20 protein-coding genes, 1 tRNA gene and 1 riboswitch are annotated in these 19,862 nt (G+C 71.4%); of the genes, 13 read left to right on the plus strand and 8 right to left on the minus strand.

Annotation, left to right across the window (positions count from 1 at the left end):
- Positions 1–227: 227 nt before the first annotated feature.
- Positions 228–1,073, minus strand: a complete 846-nt coding sequence (locus JOE64_RS10660) for a transglutaminase-like domain-containing protein (protein ID WP_204964230.1) — start codon at positions 1,071–1,073, stop codon at positions 228–230.
- Between the two features lie 158 nt (positions 1,074–1,231).
- Between JOE64_RS10660 and JOE64_RS10665 the strand changes: the two genes are divergently transcribed.
- From JOE64_RS10665 to JOE64_RS10675, 3 genes are all read left to right on the plus strand, one after another.
- Positions 1,232–1,304 (plus strand) — tRNA-Arg (locus JOE64_RS10665).
- Positions 1,305–1,499: 195 nt separating this feature from the next.
- Positions 1,500–1,706: a hypothetical protein gene (locus JOE64_RS10670; RefSeq protein WP_204965120.1), complete on the plus strand. Its 207-nt coding sequence runs from the start codon at positions 1,500–1,502 to the stop codon at positions 1,704–1,706.
- 100 nt (positions 1,707–1,806) lie between these two features.
- Entirely contained in the window at positions 1,807–3,888 is a 2,082-nt protein-coding gene (locus tag JOE64_RS10675; RefSeq protein ID WP_204964231.1) for a bifunctional lysylphosphatidylglycerol flippase/synthetase MprF, read from the plus strand.
- A gap of 17 nt (positions 3,889–3,905) precedes the next feature.
- Here JOE64_RS10675 and JOE64_RS10680 read toward each other — a convergent pair whose 3' ends face one another.
- The 4 genes from JOE64_RS10680 to JOE64_RS10695 form a co-directional block, all read right to left on the minus strand.
- A complete protein-coding gene (locus JOE64_RS10680; RefSeq protein WP_204964232.1) occupies positions 3,906–4,226 on the minus strand; it encodes a DMT family transporter in 321 nt (106 codons plus the stop codon).
- A 10-nt stretch (positions 4,227–4,236) separates the two neighbouring features.
- A riboswitch (guanidine-III (ykkC-III) riboswitch) is annotated at positions 4,237–4,303 on the minus strand.
- A 66-nt stretch (positions 4,304–4,369) separates the two neighbouring features.
- A complete protein-coding gene (locus tag JOE64_RS10685; RefSeq protein WP_204964233.1) occupies positions 4,370–5,683 on the minus strand; it encodes an MFS transporter in 1,314 nt (437 codons plus the stop codon).
- Positions 5,680–6,432, minus strand: a complete 753-nt coding sequence (trmB, locus tag JOE64_RS10690) for a tRNA (guanosine(46)-N7)-methyltransferase TrmB (RefSeq protein ID WP_204964234.1) — start codon at positions 6,430–6,432, stop codon at positions 5,680–5,682. The genes JOE64_RS10685 and trmB overlap by 4 nt, the downstream gene beginning before the upstream one ends.
- 32 nt (positions 6,433–6,464) lie before the next feature.
- A complete protein-coding gene (locus JOE64_RS10695) occupies positions 6,465–7,307 on the minus strand; it encodes a DUF3097 family protein (RefSeq protein WP_204964235.1) in 843 nt (280 codons plus the stop codon).
- 226 nt (positions 7,308–7,533) lie between these two features.
- On the opposite strand from JOE64_RS10695, the gene JOE64_RS14710 reads away from it, so the two are divergent.
- The 4 genes from JOE64_RS14710 to JOE64_RS10715 all read left to right on the plus strand — a co-directional run bounded on the left by JOE64_RS14710 (position 7,534) and on the right by JOE64_RS10715 (position 11,866).
- Positions 7,534–9,558, plus strand: a complete 2,025-nt coding sequence (locus JOE64_RS14710; protein WP_271202581.1) for a TPM domain-containing protein — start codon at positions 7,534–7,536, stop codon at positions 9,556–9,558.
- A gap of 97 nt (positions 9,559–9,655) precedes the next feature.
- Entirely contained in the window at positions 9,656–10,390 is a 735-nt protein-coding gene (locus tag JOE64_RS10705) for a PspA/IM30 family protein (RefSeq protein ID WP_204964237.1), read from the plus strand.
- 148 nt (positions 10,391–10,538) lie between these two features.
- A complete protein-coding gene (locus JOE64_RS10710; protein WP_204964238.1) occupies positions 10,539–11,420 on the plus strand; it encodes an arginase family protein in 882 nt (293 codons plus the stop codon).
- Entirely contained in the window at positions 11,417–11,866 is a 450-nt protein-coding gene (locus tag JOE64_RS10715; protein WP_204964239.1) for a Fe-S oxidoreductase, read from the plus strand. Before JOE64_RS10710 ends, JOE64_RS10715 begins: the two co-directional genes overlap by 4 nt.
- Positions 11,867–11,887: 21 nt before the next feature.
- On the opposite strand, the gene JOE64_RS10720 is transcribed toward JOE64_RS10715, so the two are convergent.
- Genes JOE64_RS10720 through JOE64_RS10730 form a run of 3 tightly spaced genes read right to left on the minus strand, consistent with a single transcriptional unit; the run spans position 11,888 to position 13,638 of the window.
- Positions 11,888–12,373 (minus strand): SIP domain-containing protein, encoded by a 486-nt coding sequence (locus tag JOE64_RS10720; RefSeq protein ID WP_204964240.1) that lies wholly within the window; start codon positions 12,371–12,373, stop codon positions 11,888–11,890.
- Positions 12,374–12,412: 39 nt separating this feature from the next.
- Positions 12,413–13,150 (minus strand): tyrosine-protein phosphatase, encoded by a 738-nt coding sequence (locus JOE64_RS10725; protein ID WP_204964241.1) that lies wholly within the window; start codon positions 13,148–13,150, stop codon positions 12,413–12,415.
- Positions 13,147–13,638 (minus strand): carboxymuconolactone decarboxylase family protein, encoded by a 492-nt coding sequence (locus JOE64_RS10730; RefSeq protein ID WP_204964242.1) that lies wholly within the window; start codon positions 13,636–13,638, stop codon positions 13,147–13,149. Before JOE64_RS10730 ends, JOE64_RS10725 begins: the two co-directional genes overlap by 4 nt.
- A gap of 105 nt (positions 13,639–13,743) precedes the next feature.
- Here JOE64_RS10730 and JOE64_RS10735 point away from each other — a divergent pair, with 105 nt between their 5' ends.
- The 6 genes from JOE64_RS10735 to JOE64_RS10760 all read left to right on the plus strand — a co-directional run bounded on the left by JOE64_RS10735 (position 13,744) and on the right by JOE64_RS10760 (position 19,846).
- Positions 13,744–14,664, plus strand: coding sequence for an alpha/beta hydrolase (locus JOE64_RS10735; RefSeq protein ID WP_204964243.1), 921 nt, complete (start codon positions 13,744–13,746; stop codon positions 14,662–14,664).
- A 131-nt stretch (positions 14,665–14,795) separates the two neighbouring features.
- Positions 14,796–16,301 (plus strand): ABC transporter substrate-binding protein, encoded by a 1,506-nt coding sequence (locus tag JOE64_RS10740; protein WP_204964244.1) that lies wholly within the window; start codon positions 14,796–14,798, stop codon positions 16,299–16,301.
- A 17-nt stretch (positions 16,302–16,318) separates the two neighbouring features.
- Positions 16,319–17,269 (plus strand): ABC transporter permease, encoded by a 951-nt coding sequence (locus JOE64_RS10745; protein ID WP_204964245.1) that lies wholly within the window; start codon positions 16,319–16,321, stop codon positions 17,267–17,269.
- Positions 17,266–18,231 carry an ABC transporter permease gene (locus tag JOE64_RS10750; protein ID WP_204964246.1) on the plus strand — a complete coding sequence of 322 codons (966 nt, stop codon included), beginning with the start codon at positions 17,266–17,268 and terminating at the stop codon, positions 18,229–18,231. Before JOE64_RS10745 ends, JOE64_RS10750 begins: the two co-directional genes overlap by 4 nt.
- Positions 18,228–19,016 (plus strand): ATP-binding cassette domain-containing protein, encoded by a 789-nt coding sequence (locus JOE64_RS10755; RefSeq protein ID WP_204964247.1) that lies wholly within the window; start codon positions 18,228–18,230, stop codon positions 19,014–19,016. Before JOE64_RS10750 ends, JOE64_RS10755 begins: the two co-directional genes overlap by 4 nt.
- Positions 19,013–19,846 (plus strand): ABC transporter ATP-binding protein, encoded by an 834-nt coding sequence (locus JOE64_RS10760; protein WP_204964248.1) that lies wholly within the window; start codon positions 19,013–19,015, stop codon positions 19,844–19,846. Before JOE64_RS10755 ends, JOE64_RS10760 begins: the two co-directional genes overlap by 4 nt.
- Positions 19,847–19,862 lie beyond the last annotated feature (16 nt).

The raw sequence follows: 19,862 nt of genomic DNA on the forward strand, positions 1-19,862 counted from the left end.
GTGGAGTGTGGGGTCGCTTGTGCCCGCACGGTGACGTTCGGGGTCTCCTGGGGTCGCCACCCGCACGGCTTGGGGTCGCGTGCGGCCGCTCGCAGCTACGCGAAGCGACCCCACGCGACCCCGAACCTGCGCCGACGGTCCACGACAGGGCAGAGAGCAGAGGGCACACGGCACAGAGCCAGTCCAGAGCGCACAGACAGAGGCCGAGGCCCCGCACGCGGTGACGGTCAGGCGAGCTGGACCGGCTCGGCGAGATCGTCGAGGTCGGGGTCGGATGCCGCAGCGGCGGCGTAGAGCGCGTCGACATCCGAGGCATCCGCGGGCACGACGCACGCGTCGACGTGCATGCGCTGAAGGCCGACGTAGCCCCCGTGATAGCTGAGGAACGCACAGTCGGCCGCGTCGCGCCCCGTGGCGATGCGCACGAGCGAGCGCCGGTTCGACAGGCGCGTGGCGTCGATGACGTACCACGAGCCGTCCACGTACGCCTCGGCCACCGCATGGAAGTCCATCGGGCGCAGGCCCGGCGCGAAGCACGCCGCGTAGCGGGCGGGCATGTCCATGGCGCGCAGCAGCGCGATGACGACATGCGCGTAGTCGCGGCAGACGCCCTGACCGGTCATCAGGGTGGTCACCGCCGAGTCGGTCCCCTGACTGAGCCCCGGGGTGTACGTCGTGCTCGTCGCGACGAACTCGCTGACGGCGGTGACGAGATCCATGCCGTGCAGCCCGCGGAACTGACGGCGCGCCTGCGAGAAGACCTCGTCGGACTGGCAGTAACGACTCGGGCGCAGATACGTGATCGCCTCGAGGTCACTCGTGGCGCGTTGGGCGACCTGTCCGTCGATGTGCGCCTCGTACCGCACGGTCAGCAGCCCCGACTCGCCCACCAGCCGGTGCAGACGACTGCCGGATTGGTCGACGATCTCGGTCGGTGTGTACACGCGATCGCCCTGCGTGAACGTCAGATCCTCACGGATCACGGGCGCCGGTTGGGCCGCCGTGATCTGGAAGATCAGGTCGACGGATGACCCCAGTTCCAGGTCGAGTTCGGCGGTCACGATGCGTTGCACCGAAGTATCCTCGCACGCCCGGGAGCCCTGTCGGCGCGCGGACACCGACGAGGTTTCCGGGGGCGGGGAAAGTGGCTCGACCCACGACCGGCGAGACGACGTTCTCACCTCGGATGCGTCGGTCCGCACCCCGCCGCGGTGATACCCTCGATCGGTACGCCTCCGTAGCTCAGGGGATAGAGCGTTGGTTTCCGGTACCAAAGGTCGCAGGTTCGATTCCTGTCGGGGGCACAGTGAACGTGGTCGGTCGGGCGCATGCGCCACGCGAGTCGTCGCGCACGCCCCAGCGTCGCCCCGGGCACCTCGACGGCGGTGACCGCCCCGTGAACCCCCGAACGACAGCCGCATGGGAATCATCCCCGAGATGGATGCCCCTCACCCCCGAGACCGACGCGCACCACGGTGGCCTGTTCGTACCGTCGGATCATGGCCACTGCGAGCATCCCCGCCCTCTTCTCTCCGCGCACCTCCGCGCGGCGCACTCCGCTGCGCGAGCGGGTCTCCGCGGCCGGAGCCGCGGTGCTGTCGATCATCGGATCGATCGGCGCGATCGCACTCATCGTCCTGGCGCTGCTGGTCGTCCCCGTCGCGGCGGCGCTGGCATTCGGTCCCGCGCTGCTTTCCCGACTGTGAGCGGCATCCGCCTCCTCGGCCCGGCGGACTCGCCGCGAGCAGCCTCCTGCCGCGACGCGACGTGTCGCGCGGCCGCTCCCCCTCTCGATAGCGTGGCATCATGACCGAACCCACGGCGCGAGCGCGATCCCGCCGTCTGCTCGGCATCCTCACCCGCACCCCCGCGACCCTCGTCACCCTCGTGATCCTGCTCGTCGTCGGGGTGGTCTCGCGCGGGCTGTGGGAGCCGTTCGTGGAGAGCCCCGGCATGGATGTCTGGGCCTTCGGCCTGCCGGCATTCGACGAGGGCCGCTGGTGGACCCCCGTGACCGGTGCGTTCCTGGTCGTCGAGCCGTGGGTCTACCTTCCCACGCTCATCGGGATGGCCGCACTGGGGCTACTCGAGTACCTGCGCGGATGGCGCGTCGCGCTCGGGTACTTCTGGATCGGGCAGCTGTTCGGTGTCTTCGGCGCCGCACTGCTGCTCGGCGGGCTGCGGCTGTTCAGCGGCTGGGCGTGGGCGCAGGAGATCGCCGGCTCGCTCGATGTCGGCCCCAGCGCCGGTGCGCTCGCGTGCGTCGCCGCGCTCGTGGGCATCGCCCGCGCCCCCTGGCGGACACGCGGCTGGATGGTGCTCCTGACCGCGATCATCGTCGGCGTCCTCATCTTCGGCACCGTGGCCGACCTCGAAGACCTCGTCGCCGTCCTGCTGATCCTGGTCGTCGACCGCACCCTGCGCCCGCAGCGCGCGACCGTGCGCGAGCAGCGCTTCGTCGCGTTCCTCGGCATGCTCGTGTTCGTCGCGATCGAAGTCATCCTCGCCCTCGTGCCCACGGACGGGCCGTTCGGCGCCACCGACCCGCTCGACGGCAACTGGTGGTCCACAGCGATCGACGTCGTCGTCGTCATCATCATCGCCAACGGACTTCTCCAGGCCCGACGCTGGGCCTGGGTGATCGCACTGATACTGATGTCCATCAATGTGCTCAGCGCGATCGGCCTCGCCCTGCTGCTGCCGGTCATCGGCGACCCGGAGCTCGACGCCGACGCGACTCTCCTCGGCGATGTCTCGCTCGAGATCGGCGCGGGCTTCCTCTCGCTGCTGATGCTCGTCTACCTCTTCAGCGTCCGCGGCGCCTTCGCAGGGCATCGGCGCATGACGATCGGCGCGAACACGGAGCCCACGATCGACGAGGTCGCCGCGCTCGTGCGTCGCTCGGGCGGCGGGACGCTCTCGTGGATGTCGACGTGGGAGAACAACGACTACTTCCGCTCCTCGACGGGCATCGTCGCGTTCCAGAAGCGGGCGGGCGCGGTCATCGCCCTCGCCGACCCGCTGGGCGTCGAGCAGGGACGCGCCCGTTCGGTCGTCGAGTTCATCGACGCCGCCGAGCACGCCGGGCTCGTCCCCTGTTTCTTCAGCGCGAGCGAGGCGACCCGCGCCGCGGTCCCCGCCGGCTGGCGCTCGCTCGTGGTGGCCGACGACACGATCGTCGACCTGCCCGGGCTCGCCTTCACCGGCAAAGCCTGGAACTCGGTGCGCACGTCGATGAACAAAGCCGCGCGCGAAGGGATGACCTTCCGACTGGCGCGTCTGCACGATGTGCCGTGGGGCGTGCGCGCTCAGCTCACCGCGATCTCGGAGCAGTGGGTCGGAGACAAGGACCTGCCCGAGATGCGCTTCACCCTCGGGACGCTCGCGGAGGCCGAAGACCCCGAGGTGCGCATCGCCCTCGCCGTCGACCCGCACGGGACGATCGACGGATTCCTCTCGTGGCTGCCGATCTACGGCGAGAACGGCGTGCGCGGCTGGACGCTCGACCTGATGCGACGGCGTGAAGGCGGATTCGGACCGGTCATGGAGTACCTGATCGCTTCTTCCGCCGTCGCCTTCCGCGACGAGGGCGCCGAGATCATGTCGCTCTCGGGTGCGCCCCTCGCGCACGAGTACCCGTCCGAGGCCACGATGATCTCGACGCTGAGTGCCCGACTGTCGGACGGGCTGGAGCCGGTATACGGCTTCCAGTCCCTGCACCGGTTCAAGGCCAAGTTCCAGCCGCGCTACGAGACGCTCTACCTGCTGTACCGTGACGAGGCCGACCTGCCGCGCATCGGCGCGGGGCTCACGCGCGCGTTCCTGCCGGATGCCACGACCCGCCAGTTCGCCCGCGCGGGTCTCGAGCTGGTGCGCGGCGCGGACTGACCGCACCGCCGGCGCGCTCAGTGCTCGCCGACCAGCTTCAGCCCCACCACGCATCCGACGAGCCCCACGATCAGCAGCACGCGGACGAGCGAGACCTGTTCGTCGCCCGTGATCATGGCGTACGCGACGGTGAGGGCGGCGCCGATGCCCACCCAGATGGCGTAGGCGGTGCCGGTCGAGATGTCGCGCATGGCCCACGCGAGACCGCCCATGCTGGCGACGAGCGCGACGCCGAAGACGATCGTCGGACCGAGCTTCGTGAAGCCCTCCGACTTGCCGAGCGCGGTAGCCCAGACGGCTTCGAGAACACCGGAGACGATGAGGATGACCCACGACATGATGCGACCTTTCGGCCAGTCTTGTCGCTCGCCGGGTACTGGGATCCCTCGTCCGGAAACCCTGTGCGGGGTCTGGTGAGAGCATATCCCGTCATTCTGAGCATCGGCCGGGCATACGGCGGCCCCGGGCCGGAGGCATCCGCTCACACCGCGGCGGCCGTCCCCCCGCCGTCGTCGAGAGGATGGGCGATCTCGTCCTGCGGCATGCGCGCCACCCAGAGCACGATGAACGACAGGACGAACGGCGCGACGCCGGCGACGACGAAGATCACCGGGACGGGCACCACGGTCGCCAGCGGCCCGGCGAGCGCCATGGACAGCGGCATGAGGGCGAGCGAGACGAAGAAGTCGAGGCTCGAGATCCGGCCGAGCATGTGCCGGGGAACCCGTCGCTGCAGCAGCGTGCCCCAGATGACGTTGCCATAGCTGAAACCGAACCCGCACGCCAGGCCGCACAGCGCCATCAGCCAGTACTGATCGGTGAGACCGATCACGACGAACGGCAATGTGCTGACGCCCCAGACCAGGGTCATCGCGGTGAGGTAGCGCCGCGGCATCCGCAGCGAGGAGACCACGATCGAACCGACCACACCACCGGCGCCGAAGCAGGCCAGCAGGAAGCCGAACAGCCGTGGATCGTCACCGAAGCGGTCGCGCGTCACGAACGGCAGCAGCACCTCCTCGGGGCCTATCGTGAGGAGCACCCAGATCGTGGCGAACAGCAGCGTGCAGAGCAGCCACGGGGTGCGCACCGTGAACTGCACCGCCTCGACCAGGTCGTGCCGGATGCCTCGGGCCGAGGAACGCTCAGCCGCCTGCTCGGGCGCGGCACTCTCGGGCGCCGCGGGCTCCGGTCGCAGCCGCAGGAGCAGCACGAGCGCGAGCCCGTGGGCGATCAGAACCGCCGTCGCCGCCTGACTCGGGATGAGCGCGGCGAGCAGAAGCCCGGCCATCGCGGGCCCGGCCGCCTGCTGCAGCGCAGGCCTGATCGCCCCCTCCAGTCCGTTCGCCGGCAGCAGGTGCTCCGCCGGCAAAATGCGGGGCAGGATCGCGCTGTAGGCCGGAAAGAAGAACCCCGCGACCGCGCCGAGCACGAAGGAGACCGCCGCCAGGTGGGCGATCGTGAGCGCGCCGAACTGACCGGCGATCACCACGGATCCGACCGCGAGCACGTTGAGGGTCTCGACGGCGCGCAGGATCACGCGCCGCGGCAGGCGGTCGGCGGCGATGCCGCCCGGGATCGCGGATGCGAGCAGTCCGATCGCGTTGGCGGCCGCGACGACGGAGAGCTGGACGGGGTCTTCATCGATGCGGATGACGGCGAACACCATGACCACGGCCCACATGCCGGCCGCCGACACCGAGAGGACGACGGCGCCGAACAGGATCCGGAACTCACGCTGCGCGAGCGGACGCACGGCCCGCCAGCGGTCACGCGCAGGTGGGGCCGCGTTCACGGCCGGGCGGCGGCGGCGCGCGGCGCGCGGCGATACACGAGGTCGCGGATGTCGCGGCCCTTGGCGATGCCCTTGCGCTCGAACGCGGTCATCGTGCGCCCGTCGAATCGCGGCGCCCACTCCCCCGCGAAGGCCGGGGCGAAGCCCTCGGCGTCCGCCATCACGTCGCGCATCTGCAGCGCGTAGTCTTCCCAGTCGGTCGCGAGGCGCAACAGGCCGCCGTCACGGAGCGCGCGCGCCGCGAGCGGCGGGAACACGGGGGCGATCAGACGCCGCTTGTTGTGCTTGGACTTGTGCCACGGATCGGGGAAGAAGATCCATACCTCGTCGACGCTCGCCTCGGGCAGTAGGTGCTCGAGCACCTCGGGGGCGTTCGCCTCGACGAGGCGCAGGTTGCGGATGCCGGCGCGGTCGGCGTCGAGCATCGTGCGGGCGAGCCCTGCGCGGAACACCTCGACCGCGAGGAAGTCGGTGCCGGGTGCCTGCGCGGCCGCGTGCACGATCGCGTGCCCCTGCCCCGATCCGATCTCGACGATCAGTGGCGCGGTGCGTCCGTACGCTTCGGACGGGGCAAGAGGGCTCCCCGGCAGGATGCTGGTGGCCGCGGCATCGCGCTGCACGTCGATGACGTAGCGGGGCGACAGCTCCGCCCAGGCGCGCTCCTGAGCGTCGCTCATGCGCCCGCTGCGTCGCACGAACGAGACGGGCTTGTCGCGGAAGCGCGGGGTGTTCTCTGTCTCGTTCGGCATCCGTCCAGGGTACCGGGGGCACTCGACGCGGGTCAGGCGGTGACGAAGTCGATGAGCTCCTCGACGCGGCCGAGCAGGGCCGGGTCGAGGTCGCGGTACGTGTGCACCGAGGCGAGGATGCGCTGCCAGGTTCGGGCGATGTCGGCCTGGTCGTCGGCGGGCCAGCCGAGGGCGCGGCTCACACCGACCTTCCATTCGATCCCCCGCGGCACCGGCGGCCAGGACGCGATGCCGAGCGACTCCGCGCGCACGCACTGCCAGACGTCGATGTGCGGATGCCCGACGATGCGCACGTGCGCGCCGTGCGGCCCCCGCGCCACGGCCTCGGCGATGCGCGACTCCTTCGACCCCGGCACGAGGTGGTCGACCAGCACCCCGTAGCGACGCCCGGGTCCGGGCGGCTCGTCACGCAGCACGGACTCGAGCAGGTCGACCCCCTGCAGGTACTCCACGACGACACCCTCGACACGGAGGTCGTCACCCCACACCTTCTCCACGAGCTCGGCGTCGTGCCTCCCCTCCACGAGGATGCGCGAGGCCCGGGCCACACGCGCCCGCGCCTCGGGCGCCGCGAACGAACCCGACGCGGTGCGCGCCGGCGCGGCGGGCGCCGCACGGGGGACGACGAGCCGGACGGCCTCACCGTCGATGAGAAAGCCCCCGCCGAGGGGGAAGAGTCGTCGGCGCCCCCGCCGGTCCTCGAGTTCGACGGTGCCCGACTGCACGCGCACGACGGCGCCGCAGTAGCCGTCGGCGGCGACCTCGACGACGAGGTCGTGCTCAGCGGGCACGTCCTTCACCTGCCGGCGCCCGGCATCGCGCCACCCTGCGGCCAGGACATCGCCGCCGTATCGATCGAATCCGTCGTGATCCATGTCTCCTCCGAAGGCGACACCCTACCCGGAGCGGTGCCGCGGGCACGGCAGCGACTCCCGGATCGACTCACCCGGCAGCGGCACGCGCGGGGTGCGGCCGATTCGCGGCATCCTCTCTGCGATCTCTCTGGGGCGGTGCCCCGCTCCGCCTTTCGCCGCATGCCGGAAGCGGCATAGGATCGGGCGAGGGGGCCCACGCGGCGGCCTCGCGAGGAAGGATGACGCTGTGCGTTCGCGTGTGATTCTGGCCCTCGCCCTGGCCGCGGCCCTCGTCTTAGGCGGCGCCGCAGCGGCCTCGGCGGTCGACCCGGTGAGCCTGCGGGGCTCGCACGTGCTCGACCAGTCGGACGTGCTCTCGGATGCCCAGGAATCGAGTGTCGACGCGCGGTTGCGCTCGCTGTCGTCGACCTCCGCTGTGGACCTCTGGGTCGTCTATGTGCCGACGTTCACCAATCCGTCCGACCCCGAGAAATGGGCGAACGCGACGGCGGAGGCCAACGGCCTCGGCCCGAACCAGTACCTGCTGGCGGTGTCGACCGACGGGCGCCAGTACTACCTGTCGGGGTATTCCAAAGGCCCCGTGAGCGAGCAGCAGCTGACCTCCATCGAGCAGCAGCGGATCGGGCCGGCCCTCGCATCGGGCGACTGGGAGGGCGCCGCCGCGGCCGCGGCCGACGGACTCGCCGACGCCGTCGAGGGCGGATCGGGCTCGGCGGTCGGCGTCGTCCTGCCGATCCTGCTCGTCGTCGTGGTTCTGGCTCTGGCCGGACTCGTGCTGTGGATCGTGCTCCGCTCCCGCCGCGCGCGCACGGACGGTCACGGCGGCGCGCTCGTGCCGGGATCGTCGGCGCCGTCCGGGCCGCCCGACCCGCTCGCCGGCGTTCCGACGGCCGAACTTGCGCAGCGCGCCTCGTCCGCACTCGTGCAGACAGACGACGCCATCCGCACGAGCGATCAGGAGCTCGGATTCGCCCGCGCCCAGTTCGGCGACCAGGCGGTGACCGAGTTCGAGCAGGCCCTCGCGCAGGCGCGGCGGAACCTCGACCAGGCGTTCGAGCTCAAGCAGCGCCTCGACGACGACGTTCCCGACACCGAGGCCGAGGTACGCGCCTGGAACGCGCGGATCATCGACCTGTGCGCGCAGGCGAACAGCGGACTCGACGAGAAGGCGCAGGCGTTCGACGAGCTGCGCCAGCTCGAGCAGAACGCCCCCGAGGCCCTCGCACGCGTGCAGGAGAAGCGCCAGAGCGTCGGAGCCCAGCACGCCGCCGCCGTCGCAGCCCTCACCGCCCTGCAAGCGTCCTACGCTTCCGCCGCCCTCGCGACGATCGTCGACAACCCGACGCACGCGGCCCAGGATCTGAGTTTCGCCGACGACCAGTTGGCCGCCGCCGCGAAAGACATCGGCGCCGGCGACGGCGCCGCAGCAGCCGTGGGCATCCGTTCCGCCGAGGACGCGGTCGCCCAGGCCGAGCTGATGCATACCGCGATCGAGAAGCTCCGCGTCGACCTCGCGCAGGCGGAGGTCGACGCGAACGCTCTGGTCGCCGAGGTCGGTCACGACATCGGAACCGCCAGTGGGCTGCCCGACCCCGACGGACGCCTGGCTGCGGTCATCGCCTCCACCCGCGCGCAACTGGATGCCGCCACCGCTCTCCTCTCCGGACCGCAGAAAGACCCGGCATCCGCCCGCGCGGCGCTGGACGCCGCCAACGCCCAGATCGACGCGGCCGTCGCCGGCGTGCGCGACGCGCAGGAGCAGGCCGCCCGCGCGGCGCAGCAGCTCGGCATGCTCCTGACGCAGGCACAGGGCCAGGTGTCGGCCGCCGAGGATTTCATCACCTCGCGGCGCGGCGCGATCGGCGCCGAGGCCCGCACCCGCCTCGCCGAGGCCGGCGCCACACTCGTGCAGGCCCGGCAGCTGCAGCAGAGCGACCCCGCACAGGCGCTGTCGTACGCGCAGCGCGCGAACGACCTCGCCGCTCAGGCGATCCAGTCCGCCCAGCGCGACGTCGGCGCCTTCCAGGGCGGCGGTATGTTCGGCGGCGGATCCTCCGGCGGAGGAGGCGGCAACATGATGGGCGCCGTGCTGGGCGGCATCGTCATCAACTCGCTCCTGAACGGTGGCCGCGGCGGCGGCTCGTTCGGCGGTGGAGGCTTCGGCGGCGGACGCCCCAGCGGCGGCGGATCGGGCCCCGGAAGCTTCGGCGGCGGCGGTACCCGCAGCCGCCGCGGAGGAGGCCGCTTCTGATCCTCCGTCCGCGACCGACCACGCGCCCCGCCCGCCCCTGAGACCACCCACGACATCTCCGTCCCGCGAGGACACACCCGTGACGAAAGGAAACCCGATGGCAAAGCAGTCCATCTTCGGCCGCATCTCGACGCTCGTGAAGGCGAACATCAACGCGATGCTCGATTCCGCCGAAGACCCGCAGAAGATGCTCGACCAGCTCGTGCGCGACTTCACCAACAACATCGCCGACGCCGAATCGGCGATCGCCGAGACGATCGGCAACCTGCGCCTGCTCGAGCGCGACCACGAGGAAGACGTGCGCGCCGCCGCGGAGTGGGGCAACAAGGCCCTCGCCGCGAGCCGCAAGGCCGACGAGCTGCGCGCGACCGGCGCCGCGGCCGACGCCGACAAGTTCGACAACCTCGCCAAGATCGCCCTGCAGCGTCAGATCAGCGAGGAGAACGAGGCGCGCGCCGTGCAGCCGACGATCGCCGCGCAGACCGAGGTCGTCGACAAGCTCAAGGACGGCCTCAACGGCATGAAGCAGAAGCTCGAAGAGCTGAAGTCGAAGCGCAGCGAGCTGCTCGCCCGCGCCAAGACCGCCGAGGCCCAGAACAAGGTGCACGACGCCGTCAAGTCGATCGACGTCATGGACCCGACCAGCGAGATCGGCCGGTTCGAGGACAAGGTGCGCCGCCAGGAGGCCCTGGCCGCGGGCAAGGCAGAGATCGCGGCATCCTCGCTCGACGCGCAGTTCAACCAGCTCGAAGACGTGGGCGAGCTCACCGAGGTCGAGGCGCGCCTGGCCGCGCTGAAGTCCGGCGGCACTCCCGCAGCCCTCGAGCAGTAATCACATCCCGCGACACCTCCCGTCTGTACGCTTTCGCGCCGCGAAACGTGACAGACGGGAGGTTTCGCGTCGGGGCCCGGCGCCGGTCGGACGGCGCCCGCGCGAGGCGCGGGCGCACAGGCAGGCACGAAAAGGTAAGGAGGGGATCGTGTCACGGTTCCTGGTGGTGCCGCAGTGGCAGGGGTCTCCCGCCGCGCGGGCGATGCTGCTCGTCGACGGCGCCGAGGCGATCGCCGGCGACCTTCCCCGTGCGAGAACGGTGCGGGTCGAGGTGCCCGCGTCGGCGGGCGAGTCCCTCGACACGGGCATCCGACGATTCAGCGCCCTCGCCCGCAGCCGTGACGCTCTGCTCGACGCTCTCGCCGCGGCAGACTCCCCCGCGACTCCGGGCGACGACGATGCGGATGCCGGGGCTCCCGCCACGGCGGACGAGAACGTCATCGTCGTCGGCGGCGACTGCGGGGTGGCGGTGCCGGCGATCGCCCACGCCGCGTCGCGGCACGACCGGCTCGCGGTCGTGTGGTTCGACGCGCACGGCGACCTGCACACCCCCGAGACCTCACCGTCCGGCGCCTTCGCGGGCATGGCACTGCGCGCGGTCGTCGACGACCTGCCGCTCGGCGTCGCCGCGTCCGGCTCGGGCGGCATCCCCTCGGATCGGGTCGTGCTCGCCGGTGCCCGCGACCTCGATGTCGCCGAGGCGGTGGCTCTCACACAGCTCGGTCTGACCCATCTCGCTCCCGACGCACTCGAGGACCCCGCGAGCCTCCGCTCCGCACTCGAGGGCACGGGCGCGACCGCCGTCTACATCCACGTCGACCTCGACGTGCTCGACCCCGCGGTCATCGGCGGCGTCGCCGACCCCGTCCCGTTCGGGCTCTCGCTCGAGACGCTCCTCGCCGCGATCCGCACGGTGCGTGCGCGGCTGCCCCTCGCCGGCGCCTCCCTCGCGGGTTTCGCACCGGCCTCCCCCGCCGCCGCGGTGGACGACCTCGGCACGATCCTGCGGATCGTCGGGGCGCTGACGTGATCGCGCGTCCGCCGGCGGGCTGGCGCGAGCGCGCGGATCGCGCCGTGGCCCGGGGTGCGGCGCTGGACGACCTCATCCCCCGGGTGCTGCTCGATTCCCCCGTGAGCCTTCTCGGCTACGCCTGGGGAACCACGATCGGCTGGGCGTGGGGAGGCCTCTGGTCCACGGGCCGCGTCGAGCGCCGCGGCGGGCTCTGGGTGTTCACCGGCATGCCCGGCTGGACGTTCGGGCGCGGCGGCGTGTGCGTAGGCGGCTGCTACCTCACCGGGGACGCCCGCGTGACGGACGCCGTGCTCCGCCACGAAGCGGTGCACGCCCGTCAGTGGCGCCGGTACGGCTTTCTGATGCCGCTGCTGTACCTCCTGGCGGGGCGGAACCCGCTGACCAACCGATTCGAGATCCTGGCCGGGCTCGAAGACGGCAACTACGTGCCTCGCGGGGTCTGAAGAGAGCGCGGCGAGCGCGCGTCAGTGGGCGGTCGCGAGGCCGAAACGCGCCGGTGTGTGCACCGCGGACTGGTCGACGCCGAGGGTGCCGGTGAGGTGGTCGGCGATGTCGGCCGTGCCGAGGAATCCCCCGAGCAGGTGGATGCGTGTGGCGCAGGCCTCGTCGGCATCCGTGCACAGCATCTCGTCCGCCCACGCGATGACCGCGCGGGCCAGCGCCTGACCGGGGGCGCAGGCGCGGCCGGTCCCCGGGTCGCCGGTGCGGGCCGATCGGTCGAGCCACGTGACGATCATCCGGGCCGGAACGGTGAGATCGAAGATCCACGAGGCATCCGGAACCTCGACGAACACGCGCCCCGTCGAGCAGATCGGCAGGGTCGCCACGAGCGTCTCGAGATCGACGAGGGACGTCTCATCGGCGGTGATCAGCTGCTGCACGCGCGCGTGCCGCGACGCCCTGCAGGCGGCGGCGTCGTGGGTGACGACGGACTCGATCAACGTGGCCATGATGCCCCCATCATACTCCCGCTTTAGGGGAGCCTTACCTCAGGTGGGGGAGCCGTCGATGAGGATGCCCGCGAGCGCGTCGAGCTCATCCGTCCGCAGACCGTGCGCGCGCAGGTAGTCCGCGGCCGAGCCGAAGCGCTCGTCGACGCCGGTCAGAAGCTCGCGCATCACGGGCGCCGGCGACCGCGTCGCGAGCTGCTCGAGATGGCGCGCGTCGGGGTGCAGAGCGCGCAGGAACGCCACGACGCGTGCGTTGCGCTCGGGCGGCAGCAGATGCTCGGTGCGCGCATAGTCGGCGACGATCGCCTCTTTGTCGACACCGACGGCCGCCAGCAGGATCGCCACCGCCACGCCGGTGCGGTCCTTGCCCACGGTGCAGTGCACGAGCACCGGATGCCTCTCGATCACCGAACGGGCGATGAGGACGAGGCGATCGGCGGCCCCGTCGACGAGGGCGCGGTACATGTCGGGGAGCGTGATGTCCTCGATGAAGAAGGATGCCGCGGAGCCGAGGAAGAGCGGCGCGTGCACGGTGTCGAGGTCGAGCCCGGTTACCAGACTGGGCTCGGCGGCGATCTCCTCATCGGCGCGCAGATCGACGATGCGGCGCACACGCAACCCGGCGAGGTCGGCGCGTCCCTCCCCGGTGAGGCCGGCGAGGTTCCCCGAGCGGAAGAGCACGCCCGTGCGCGTTCGCCCACGGTCGGCGGGTAGCCCGCCCGTATCGCGGAAGTTGAGCGCCCCCGCCACGCGCGCAGGCTCGGACGCTGCGCTCACGCGCTCTCGCTCGCCGCGGGTCCCCCTCGCCGCGGCGGCACCGGGTACTTGCCGGCGATCGTGATGCGGTTGAACGCGTTGATGGCCACCAGCAGCCAGCTCAGCGCGACGTACTCCTGTTCGCTGAGGATGCCGCCGACATGGTCGTAGACCTCGTCGGGAATCCCCTCCTCGTGGATGAAGACGTAGCTCTCGGCGAGCTCGAGCGCGGCGCGCTCGCGCGCACTGAACACGCCGGATTCGCGCCAGGTCGCCAGTTGCGCGATCTCGTCCGCCGTGAGCCCGGCCGCGACGCCGCGTTCGACGTGCACACGCACGCAGTAGGCGCAGCCGTTCAGCTGCGACGAGTGGATGAGGGCGATCTCCTTCAGCCGATCGTCGATGCCGGCCTCGGCCGCGATCCGGGCGGCCGTCTGCGAGAACGCGTCGAGGGCGTCGTAGGCGGGACGGGCCGAGCGAGAAAGGTGGACACGGCGTTCGGCGCTCATGTCCCCACCCTAGCGACGGGGTCGCCCCCTGGGCACGGAGGTCGACGTCGGGCCTGCGCACCCACCCGGGTGCCGCTCGGGCGCCCGGTACTGGACAATGGCGGGATGGCAGACGAGTTCTCCTTCCTGGCCGCGCAGGCCGCCGATCTCGGCGTCACTCCCCCACCGGTGCGTAGGCTCACCCATCCTCTGCCCGACGGCCGCGTCGTGAGCGCCCTGCAGTACGGGGACGCGGCGACCGGTGCGTACCCGCCACCGCGCGTCACGTTCCTGCACGGCGCGGGGCTCAACGCGCACACGTGGGATACGACGGTGCTCGCTCTCGGGCGCCCTGCACTCGCGCTCGATCTCCCGGGCCACGGCGACTCGTCCTGGCGCGCCGACGCCGCCTACACCGCGACGCACCTCGCGGCCGACATCGCCGACGCGGTCGCGGAGTGGACGGATGCCCCGCAGGTTCTCGTCGGCCAGTCGCTCGGAGGACTCACGGCGGCGGCACTGACCCGCCTGCGCCCCGACCTCGTCCGCTCGCTCGTGATCGTCGACATCACCCCGGGCATCGACCCCGATGCCGGTGCCGCTCAGATCGCGGCCTTCTTCGCCGGGCCGACCGACTGGGCCCGTCGCGACGAGCTCGTCGAGCGGGCGCTGGCGTTCGGCCTCGGTGGCACCCGCGAGGCCGCGACACGCAGCGTCTTCCTCAATTCGCGCGTGCGCGCCGACGGGCGTGTCGAGTGGAAGCATCACTTCGCGCACCTCGCGAATGCGGCGCCGGCGGGCACGGCATCCGATCGGGCCGCCCTGCGCAGCGCGATCTCGGCATCCGGGTGGGAGGATCTCGCCGCCGTCTCCGCGCCCATCGTCCTCGTCCGCGGCGAGCGCGGCTTCGTGACGGCGCCCGACGCCGAGACATTCCGCACGCATGCCCCCGATGCGACGATCGTCGTGGTTCCCGCGGGGCACAACGTGCAGGAGGAGCTGCCCGTCCCACTCGCCGCACTGGTGGTCGACGCCCTCGACGAGTGAGGCGGACGGACGATGACGCCGGATGACCGAGGCCCGGGCGCAGGAGCCTAGGCTGTAACGCGCACCGCGTCCGCGGACGGGCGGGACAGCAACCCGATGCCCGTCCCCCGCCCCTGCGAAAGGAACCTCACATGCCTCGTCGTGTCACCCTCGCCGCCGCGCTCGTCGCGGTCGGTGCCCTGCTGCTGTCCGCCTGCTCGGCCGGCACCTCCCCCTCGCCGTCCGATTCCTCGGCCGGACCCGCCGATCCGAACGCCTCGGTCGCGGTGCGCCTCGTCTCGGAGCCCGGCAACCTCGACATCCGCCAGACCGCCGGCGCAGCACTGGATCAGATCCTGATCGACAACGTCTACCAGGGCCTCGTCTCGCGCACCCCCCAGCAGGAGATCGTCGACACCCTCGCGACGAAGCACACGGTCTCCGGCGACGGACTCACCTACACCTTCACCCTGCGCGACGGCGTCACCTTCCACGACGGTCAGCCGCTGACTCCCGCCGACGTCGTCTGGTCGCTCCAGCAGGTGAAGGCGAACGCGGCGTACCGCGACTCCGACCGCCTCGCGCGCGTCAGCTCGATCGCCGCGAACGGTCAGGACGTCGTCCTGACACTGAGCGAGCCCGACTCCACGCTGCTGTGGAACCTCACCGGCCGCGCCGGTCTCGTCCTGAAAGAGGGCGACACGATCGACCGCAAGACGAAGGCGAACGGCACCGGACCGTACACCCTCGCGAGCTGGAAGCAGGGCGATTCCATCACCCTGAAGCGCAACGAGTCGTACTGGGGCGACAAGGCGAAGGCCGCCGAGGTCGTGCTCGATTTCATCCCCGACAACCAGGCGGCCCTGAGCGGCGCGCTCGCGGGCGAGCTCGATGTCGTCACCGGCTTCGATGCGACGCTGAAGAGCCAGATCGAGGCGAACGGCACCTTCTCCCTCGTGCTGGGGGCCTCGACCGACAAGGGCACCCTCGCGATGAACGCCACGCACGGCAAGCTCTCCGACGTCCGCGTGCGCCAGGCCATCCGTCAGGCGATCGACAAGAAGTCGATCGTGCAGGCGCTCGGCGCCGGCCAGACCCTGTACGGGCCGATCCCGGAACTCGACCCCGGCTACGAGGACCTCTCCTCGACGGCGCCGTTCGATCCGGATGCCGCGCGCAAGCTGCTCGCCGAGGCCGGAGCGTCCGACCTCACCCTGACCCTCACGATCCCCGCGTTCTACGGGACGACGGTGTCGCAGATCCTCGTGTCGAACCTGCACGACGTGGGCATCACGCTGAAGGTCGCCCAGGTGGAGTTCCCGACCTGGCTGAAGGACGTCTACACGAACAAGGACTACGACCTCAGCTTCGTGCTGCACACCGAGGCGCGCGACTTCGAGAACTGGGCGAACCCGGACTACTACTTCACGTACAACAACCCGAAGGTGCAGGACCTGTACGCCCAGTCCACTCGCGCCACCGACCCGGCGACCTCGGCCGATCTGCTGAAGCAGGCCGCGAAGATCGTCGCGGACGACCAGGCCGCCGACTGGCTGTACAACGGGGCATCCGTCGTCGCGGTCGGCACGAACGTCACCGGATTCCCGTCCATCAACGTCAACGAGCGCATGGACCTCGCCCAGCTCGCCAAGAGCTGACGGGACGAGAGATCGGGGTGATCCGCTACGCGCTGACCCGACTGGCCCTGCTGGTGCTGGGCCTGTTCGTCGCCAGCGCGCTGATCTTCCTGACGCTGCGCATTCTGCCCGGCGATGTGGCGCAGCTCATCGCCGGGCTGAACGCGACTCCCGAGCAGGTCGAGGCCATCCGGGAGCATCTGGGCCTGTCCGACCCGCTGCCGGTGCAGTACGCCGCGTGGATCTCCGGCGTACTGCACGGCGACCTCGGCACGTCGCTGCTGACGGGGTCGTCCGTCGCGGGCGAACTCGCGCAGAAGGCGCAGGTGACCATCCCCCTCGGCCTCATGGCGATGACGGTCGCGATCCTCGTCGCCCTGCCCTTCGGGGTGATCTCGGCGATGCGCCGCGGTCACGCCGACGGCACCGCGCTCAGCATCGGTGCCCAGACCGTGGCGGCCGTGCCGGTCGTCTGGGCCGGGATGATGCTCGTCGTCGTCTTCGCCGTCTGGCTCGGCTGGCTGCCGGCGCAGGGCTTTCCACGCGGCGGCTGGACCGATCCCGGCGCCGCGGTGCGCGCGCTGTTGCTGCCGGCGGTCACGATCGGCGTCGTCGAGGGCGCCATGCTCATGCGGTTCGTCCGCTCGGCCACCCTGCAGGCGACCGGGCAGGACTTCGTCCGCACCGCCGCCGCGAAGGGCCTCACCCGCACGCAGGCGCTCCTGCGCCACGGCCTGCCCACCGTGGGGCTCTCGATCATCACGGTGCTCGGACTCCAGGTCGCGGGGATCATCGTGGGCGCGGTCGTCATCGAACAGCTGTTCAGCCTGCCGGGCATCGGTCGGATGCTGGTGGCCGACGTGGGCAATCGCGACCTGCCGAAGGTCCAGGGCGAACTGCTCGTGCTCACCGGTTTCGTGCTGGTCGTCGGATTCGTCGTCGACCTCGTGCACCGCGTGATCGACCCTCGGCAGCGGGAGGCGGAATGACACCTCGGCAGATCCGTGACGCGGATGACGGCGACGCCGCCCGCCTCGGCGCAGATCCCTCCCCCCGCTCGCGCCGCACGCGGCGGGCCCGCCTCGCGTGGCTGGGGCGGCTGTGGGCGCTGTCGACGGGGCGCTTCGGCATCGTCGTGGTCGTCGCCATCGGGCTCACCGCGCTCGTGGCGCGGTTCTGGACGCCGTTCGACCCCCAGCGGGTCGATGTCGCCGCACGGTGGGATGCCCCCGGCATCCCCCATCTGCTCGGCACCGACGGTTCCGGACGCGACATCCTGAGCCTGCTCATGGCCGGCGCTCGCACGACCGTGTGGGTCGCACTCGGCGCCGGCGTGGTGGCGACCCTCCTCGGACTGGCGCTGGCGGCCCTGGGCGCACTCACGACGCGCTGGGTGCGCGAGGGCGTCGCCGTGGCGGTCGACATCCTCATCGCGTTCCCCGTGCTGCTCATCGCGATGATGCTGTCGTCGGTCTGGGGCGGATCGCTCTGGGTCGTGATCGTCTCGGTGGGGATCGGGTTCGGCGTGAACATCGCACGCGTCACCCGGCCGGAACTGCGACGCGTGCTGCACAGCGATTTCGTGCTGGCCGGACGCGCATCGGGGCTCACGCCGTTCCAGAACCTGTGGCGCCATCTGCTGCCCAACGTCGCTCCCGTCTTCATCGTGCAGCTGTCGTGGGGCATGGCCGTCGCTGTGCTCGCCGAGGCCGGCCTCAGCTACCTCGGGTTCGGCGCTCCGGTGACCGAGCCGAGCTGGGGACTGCTGCTGAAAGAGCTGCAGCAGTACATCTCGGTGCACCCGCTGACCGTGGTCTGGCCCGGCCTCACGATCACCCTGACGGTGCTCGGACTCAACCTGCTGGGCGACGGTCTGCGCGAGGCGACCGACCCCACGCTCGCGCGCCGGCGCAGCGCCGCCCGCACCCACACGCCGGCGGTGATCGCATGAGTCTCGACGTCCAGGACCTCGTCATCGAGATCGACGGCGCACGTCTCGTCGACGGCGTCTCGTTCACGGTGCCCGACGGCGCACGGCTGGGCCTCATCGGCGAATCGGGCTCGGGCAAATCGCTCACCGCGCTCGCGATCCTGGGCCTGCTGCCCGAGGGCGCCACGGCCACCGGCAGCATCCGCTGGGACGGCCGCGAGCTGATCGGGCTCCCCGACCGCGACCTCGCGAGGCTGCGGGGCGACGAGATCGGGATCGTCTTCCAAGAGCCGCGCACCGCGCTGAACCCGATCCGCACCGTGGGGCGCCAAATCGCCGAATCGGTGCGCATCCACGAGGGCGTGGGGCGACGCGAGGCATCCGCGCGGGCCATCGCCGAAGCCGAACGCGTGCACCTGCCCGACCCCGCGCAGATCGTGCGACGGTATCCGCACCAGCTTTCCGGCGGGCAGCGTCAGCGTGTCGCGATCGCGATGGCGCTGGCATGCCGGCCCCGGCTGCTCATCGCGGACGAGCCGACCACGGCGCTCGACGTCACGATCCAGGCCGACGTCCTCGACCTGCTGAACGGCCTGGTCTCTCGAGACGGCATGTCGCTCGTGTTCATCACCCACGATCTGGCGGTCCTCTCGCAGGTCGCCACCGACGCCGTCGTGCTCGAGCACGGGCGCGTCGTCGAGGCCGGCCCGCTCTCGCAGCTGCTCACGACTCCCCGGTCGGCCGTGACGCAGGGGCTGCTGCGCGACGCGACCGCGACCCTGTGGAAGCCGGGAGGGGCGCGATGAGCAGATCCGACGAGACGCGAACCGACCGCGCCGAGCCGGACGTGCTGCTGCGCGGGCGCGGACTCGGACGCGCCTTCCGGCAGCGCGGATCGGGCCTGTTCGAACGTGCCCGCACCACGACGGCGCTCGACGACGCCGACATCGACGTGCGGGAGGGCACGGCCGTCGGCATCATCGGAGAGTCCGGCTCGGGAAAGTCGACCCTGGTGCGGATCCTGTTGGGGCTGGATGCCCCGACGACCGGCACCGTCGAGTTCGACGGCCGCCCCGTCGACGCCCGCGCGGACGCCCGGTCGCTGCACTGGCTCCGCCGCGCGACCGGCATCGTCTTCCAGGATCCCTACGCGTCTCTCGATCCCCGGATGAACGTCGGGCGCATCGTCGGCGAGCCGCTGTGGGCGCTGGGGATCGCGGGCGATCGCCGCGCCCGTGTGCGCGAGGTGCTGGTCGATGTCGGCCTCGAGGCAGAGATGGCGACCCGATACCCGCACGAGTTCTCCGGCGGGCAGCGCCAGCGGATCGCGCTCGCCCGCGCGCTCGTGCACCGGCCGCGTCTGCTCGTCGGGGATGAGCCGCTGTCGGCCCTCGACGTGACGGTGCGCGCCCAGATCCTCGAGGTGCTGCGCGGACTGCGCGCCGCGCAGGATCTCACGCTGCTGATGGTCTCGCACGACATCGGCGTGGTGCAGAACCTCTGCGACGAAGTCATCGTGATGAAAGACGGCCGCATCGTCGAGGAGGGCCCGACCGAGAAGGTGCTGCTCGCCCCGCAGGTCGCCTACACCCGGCGACTGCTCGCGTCTATCCCCGTCATCGATCCGCCGCGCTGAGCACGATCGACGCCGC

The sequence above is a fragment of the Microbacterium dextranolyticum genome, from assembly GCF_016907295.1.
Classification (GTDB): Bacteria; Actinomycetota; Actinomycetes; order Actinomycetales; family Microbacteriaceae; genus Microbacterium; species Microbacterium dextranolyticum.

Excerpts from the sequence above, each read along its gene's own strand:
- JOE64_RS10670 (WP_204965120.1), top strand. The coding sequence starts at position 1,500 with ATGGCCACTGCGAGCATCCCCGCCCTCTTCTCTCCGCGCACCTCCGCG.
- JOE64_RS10675 (WP_204964231.1), top strand. The coding sequence starts at position 1,807 with ATGACCGAACCCACGGCGCGAGCGCGATCCCGCCGTCTGCTCGGCATC.
- JOE64_RS10680 (WP_204964232.1), bottom strand. The coding sequence starts at position 4,226 with ATGTCGTGGGTCATCCTCATCGTCTCCGGTGTTCTCGAAGCCGTCTGG.
- trmB (WP_204964234.1), bottom strand. The coding sequence starts at position 6,432 with ATGCCGAACGAGACAGAGAACACCCCGCGCTTCCGCGACAAGCCCGTC.
- JOE64_RS10695 (WP_204964235.1), bottom strand. The coding sequence starts at position 7,307 with ATGGATCACGACGGATTCGATCGATACGGCGGCGATGTCCTGGCCGCA.
- JOE64_RS10705 (WP_204964237.1), top strand. The coding sequence starts at position 9,656 with ATGGCAAAGCAGTCCATCTTCGGCCGCATCTCGACGCTCGTGAAGGCG.
- JOE64_RS10720 (WP_204964240.1), bottom strand. The coding sequence starts at position 12,373 with ATGGCCACGTTGATCGAGTCCGTCGTCACCCACGACGCCGCCGCCTGC.
- JOE64_RS10730 (WP_204964242.1), bottom strand. The coding sequence starts at position 13,638 with ATGAGCGCCGAACGCCGTGTCCACCTTTCTCGCTCGGCCCGTCCCGCC.
- JOE64_RS10735 (WP_204964243.1), top strand. The coding sequence starts at position 13,744 with ATGGCAGACGAGTTCTCCTTCCTGGCCGCGCAGGCCGCCGATCTCGGC.
- JOE64_RS10740 (WP_204964244.1), top strand. The coding sequence starts at position 14,796 with ATGCCTCGTCGTGTCACCCTCGCCGCCGCGCTCGTCGCGGTCGGTGCC.
- JOE64_RS10750 (WP_204964246.1), top strand. The coding sequence starts at position 17,266 with ATGACACCTCGGCAGATCCGTGACGCGGATGACGGCGACGCCGCCCGC.
- JOE64_RS10755 (WP_204964247.1), top strand. The coding sequence starts at position 18,228 with ATGAGTCTCGACGTCCAGGACCTCGTCATCGAGATCGACGGCGCACGT.
- JOE64_RS10760 (WP_204964248.1), top strand. The coding sequence starts at position 19,013 with ATGAGCAGATCCGACGAGACGCGAACCGACCGCGCCGAGCCGGACGTG.